The following is a 3,256-nucleotide window of genomic DNA, read 5'->3' on the forward strand; positions in this document are numbered from 1 at the left end:
TTAGGGATTCATCCCTTAGAGTCCCAGTACAAGGTGACCGTAGGGAACGTTGCATGGCACGATTTCCTAAATTTCTTTCAGGGCTGAACGAACCCGTTCAGCTTTTCTTATCTTTTACCCGTGGTTGCGGGTTTTGCTTGCTCTTCTTTTGCGTTTTTGTTGGCTGGCGATATTTTCTTTCAATTTACGTTTGTAGCCAGGCTTCACTTGTTTCTTAGCCTTGTTTACCATTCCGCGGATGCGGTGATCGGGTTCCAATTGACTCGGAGCGTTTCTCATCTCACGGCGTTTTCTTTCGTAAGTTTCGACAAGTTGATCTTTTTCGATAGCTACCGGTTTGAAAACAACACCGTACTTCTCCAGATCGTCGATTGCCTTTTCCTCACCTGGTGCGTACAAAGTGATCGCAGTTCCTTTTAAGTTGCTGCGTCCCGTTCTGCCCGTACGGTGTACGAAGAATTCCATGTCCTTCGGTAATTCATAGTTGATGACGTGTGAAACGCCTTCGATATCGATGCCGCGTGCCGCCAAATCGGTAGCCACCATGAATTGGTACTCCAGATTATGGACTCTTCTCATGATGCGTTTGCGTTCGCGAGCCGGCACATCGCCATGCAAGACCGCTGGCTGAATGCCACGTTGTCTCAGTCCATCAGCGATTTCCTCGGCATTTTGTTTTGTATTGGCAAAAATCAATGCCAGATACGGTTCTCCCATTGTCAACACTTGATACAGAACATCAATTTTTGCTTGTCCTTTAGTGGACAACAACAGATTATCGATTGCCGGTGCAATGATATGTTCCGGTTTCAACTGGACAACGACAGGGTTTTCGACGTATTTCTTCAAGAAACCCTTCAGTTTCTCTGGGATCGTAGCGGAGAATACCAGCATCTGGAGTTTCTCCGGCAAACGGCCGGCAATCTGATCGACATCATGCAGGAAGCCCAGATCCAGTGTCATATCCGCTTCGTCAATGACCATTTTGGATGCGGTATGGATCTTCAGTGATTGCTCATTTATCAGGTCAAGGATCCTGCCGGGAGTCCCGATTACGATATGCGGTTGGTTGTTGACTAGTTTCGACATTTGACGTTTTTTGTCTGTGCCACCTACGTAGCTGACGATACGGATTTCTTCGGGCGCGTTTGAGACCAGTTGGCTGGCTGTCTGATACAGTTGTTCAGCTAACTCACGGCTAGGTGAAGTGATGACAACTTGGACTTCATTTTTTGATGGGTCGATTGCATCGATCAAGGGCAGCAAGAAGCTATGGCTTTTCCCTGTTCCTGTCTGCGATTGGCCAATCACGCTCTTGCCGGTTCGAATGATCGGGATAATTTGTTTTTGGATATCGGTCGGTTCTTTGAAATTCAATTTGCTGATTGCCTCCAGCAAAAATGGCTTCAATTGAAAGTCTTTAAATTCCACGTTTACACCTCTTGTTTTTCTTCTGCGTATTTTATGCCTTACCATTATAACACACGCGCAAGGTTTAAACCTTAATTTCAGATAAGAATTTGAAAATCAAGCACGTAAATTTATTCGCAATATATTTACACACGCAACCGAAAGTAGCCCGTCAACGATAGCGTCATCGTGAAAACAGACGCTTTCTTTCATTGCCAACCGTAAATGATAATAGTATAATGATATAATGAATAGAATCTAATCATAATAAAAAGGGGGGGCATGTAATGATTACCCAAAATACTGCTCTGTTCACTATTTTCGGAGCAACTGGTGATTTGGCTCACCGCAAACTGTATCCATCATTATTTCGCTTATACAAAAAAGGATTCATCAAAGATAATTTTGCCGTTATCGGAACAGCGAGACGAGACTGGACTGATGAATATTTCCGTGAAGTGGTCTTGGATTCCATCAAAGATTTGACTGAGGATAAGGAAGATGCGCTTTCTTTTGCAGCCCATTTCTATTACATCGCCCACAACGTCAACGACTCGGAACACTACGTCAAATTGAAGGGCTTGTCCGAATCCTTGGATGCCAAGTATTCGCTGTCAGGGAACCGCATTTTCTATCTGGCGATGTCTCCGGAGTTTTTCGGCATCATTGCTGAAAAACTGAAAGAACAAAAATTGATCACAGTAGACGGATTCAACCGTTTGATTATTGAGAAGCCATTCGGGCGCGATTTCGAATCCGCGGATGCACTGAACACTAAGCTGCGCAAATCGTTTGACGAGAACCAAATCTTCCGTATCGATCATTATTTGGGCAAAGAAATGGTGCAGAACATCTCAGCCGTCCGTTTTTCCAATATGATTTTCGAATCGCTGTGGAACAACAAGTACATCGACAATGTTCAGATCACCCTCTCCGAAACTGTGGGCGTGGAAGAACGCGGCGCTTATTACGACAACAATGGTGCTTTGCGCGATATGGTGCAAAATCATATCCTTCAGATTGTTGCCTTGTTGGTTATGGAACCACCACTGTCCTTGCAAGGCGAAGATGTCCGTTCCGAGAAAATTAAGGCTCTTCGTTCCCTGCGTCTGTACAACACGCCGGAAGAGGTCAACCGCAACTTTATCCGGGCCCAGTATGCCGGAAACCCTACCAAAGCTTTGCAAGCATATCGGGAGGAACCTAACGTCAATCCTGCTTCATCAACAGAAACCTTTGTGGCCGGCAAAATACTAGTCGATAATTTCCGTTGGAAAGGCGTTCCCTTCTACATCCGGACCGGTAAACAAATGGCTTCAAAAGAAACATACATCCATATCCAGTTCAAACATGTATCGATGAATATCTTCCCTACAGAAGGCGTCGACGAAATCGCTGAACCGAATGTTCTGACCATCCATGTTTCACCGCTGGAAGGCTTCTCCTTACGTCTGAACGCCAAACGCGTCGGTCAAGGTACCGAGATGAAGAACATCCGTATGCACCACATCTACGATGAGGAGACGCAGGCAAACAGCCCTGAAGCTTATGAACGCCTCTTATTGGATTGCCTGAACGGCGATCCGACAAACTTTTCCCACTGGGATGAAGTCGCACAATCTTGGCACTTCGTTGATGAGATCCGCAAAGTTTGGGATGCCCAAGAAGATTGCACGGATACCCTTTTCGCGTATGAGAGCCACTCGATGGGACCAAAAGAAAGTGACGCTTTGCTTGAGCAGGACGAATTCAGCTGGACTGAATTCAATTGGAGTCAAAGTTACAAACAAAAACAGAAAAACGAATAAACTTAAGGCCGGACAAAAGCGTCGTTTCGCTTTTGTCC

2 protein-coding genes are annotated in these 3,256 nt (G+C 45.4%); one reads left to right on the forward strand and one right to left on the reverse strand.

What is annotated here, in order from left to right:
- Window positions 1–114: 114 nt before the first annotated feature.
- On the reverse strand, window positions 115–1,431 hold the full coding sequence (locus tag WBV27_RS10465) for a DEAD/DEAH box helicase (RefSeq protein WP_424201851.1): 1,317 nt from the start codon (window positions 1,429–1,431) through the stop codon (window positions 115–117).
- Between the two features lie 266 nt (window positions 1,432–1,697).
- Here WBV27_RS10465 and zwf point away from each other — a divergent pair, with 266 nt between their 5' ends.
- Window positions 1,698–3,218: a glucose-6-phosphate dehydrogenase gene (zwf, locus tag WBV27_RS10470; RefSeq protein ID WP_424201853.1), complete on the forward strand. Its 1,521-nt coding sequence runs from the start codon at window positions 1,698–1,700 to the stop codon at window positions 3,216–3,218.
- Window positions 3,219–3,256: the final 38 nt, after the last annotated feature.

The sequence above is a fragment of the Trichococcus sp. genome (assembly GCF_049589555.1).
GTDB lineage: Bacteria > Bacillota > Bacilli > Lactobacillales > Aerococcaceae > Trichococcus.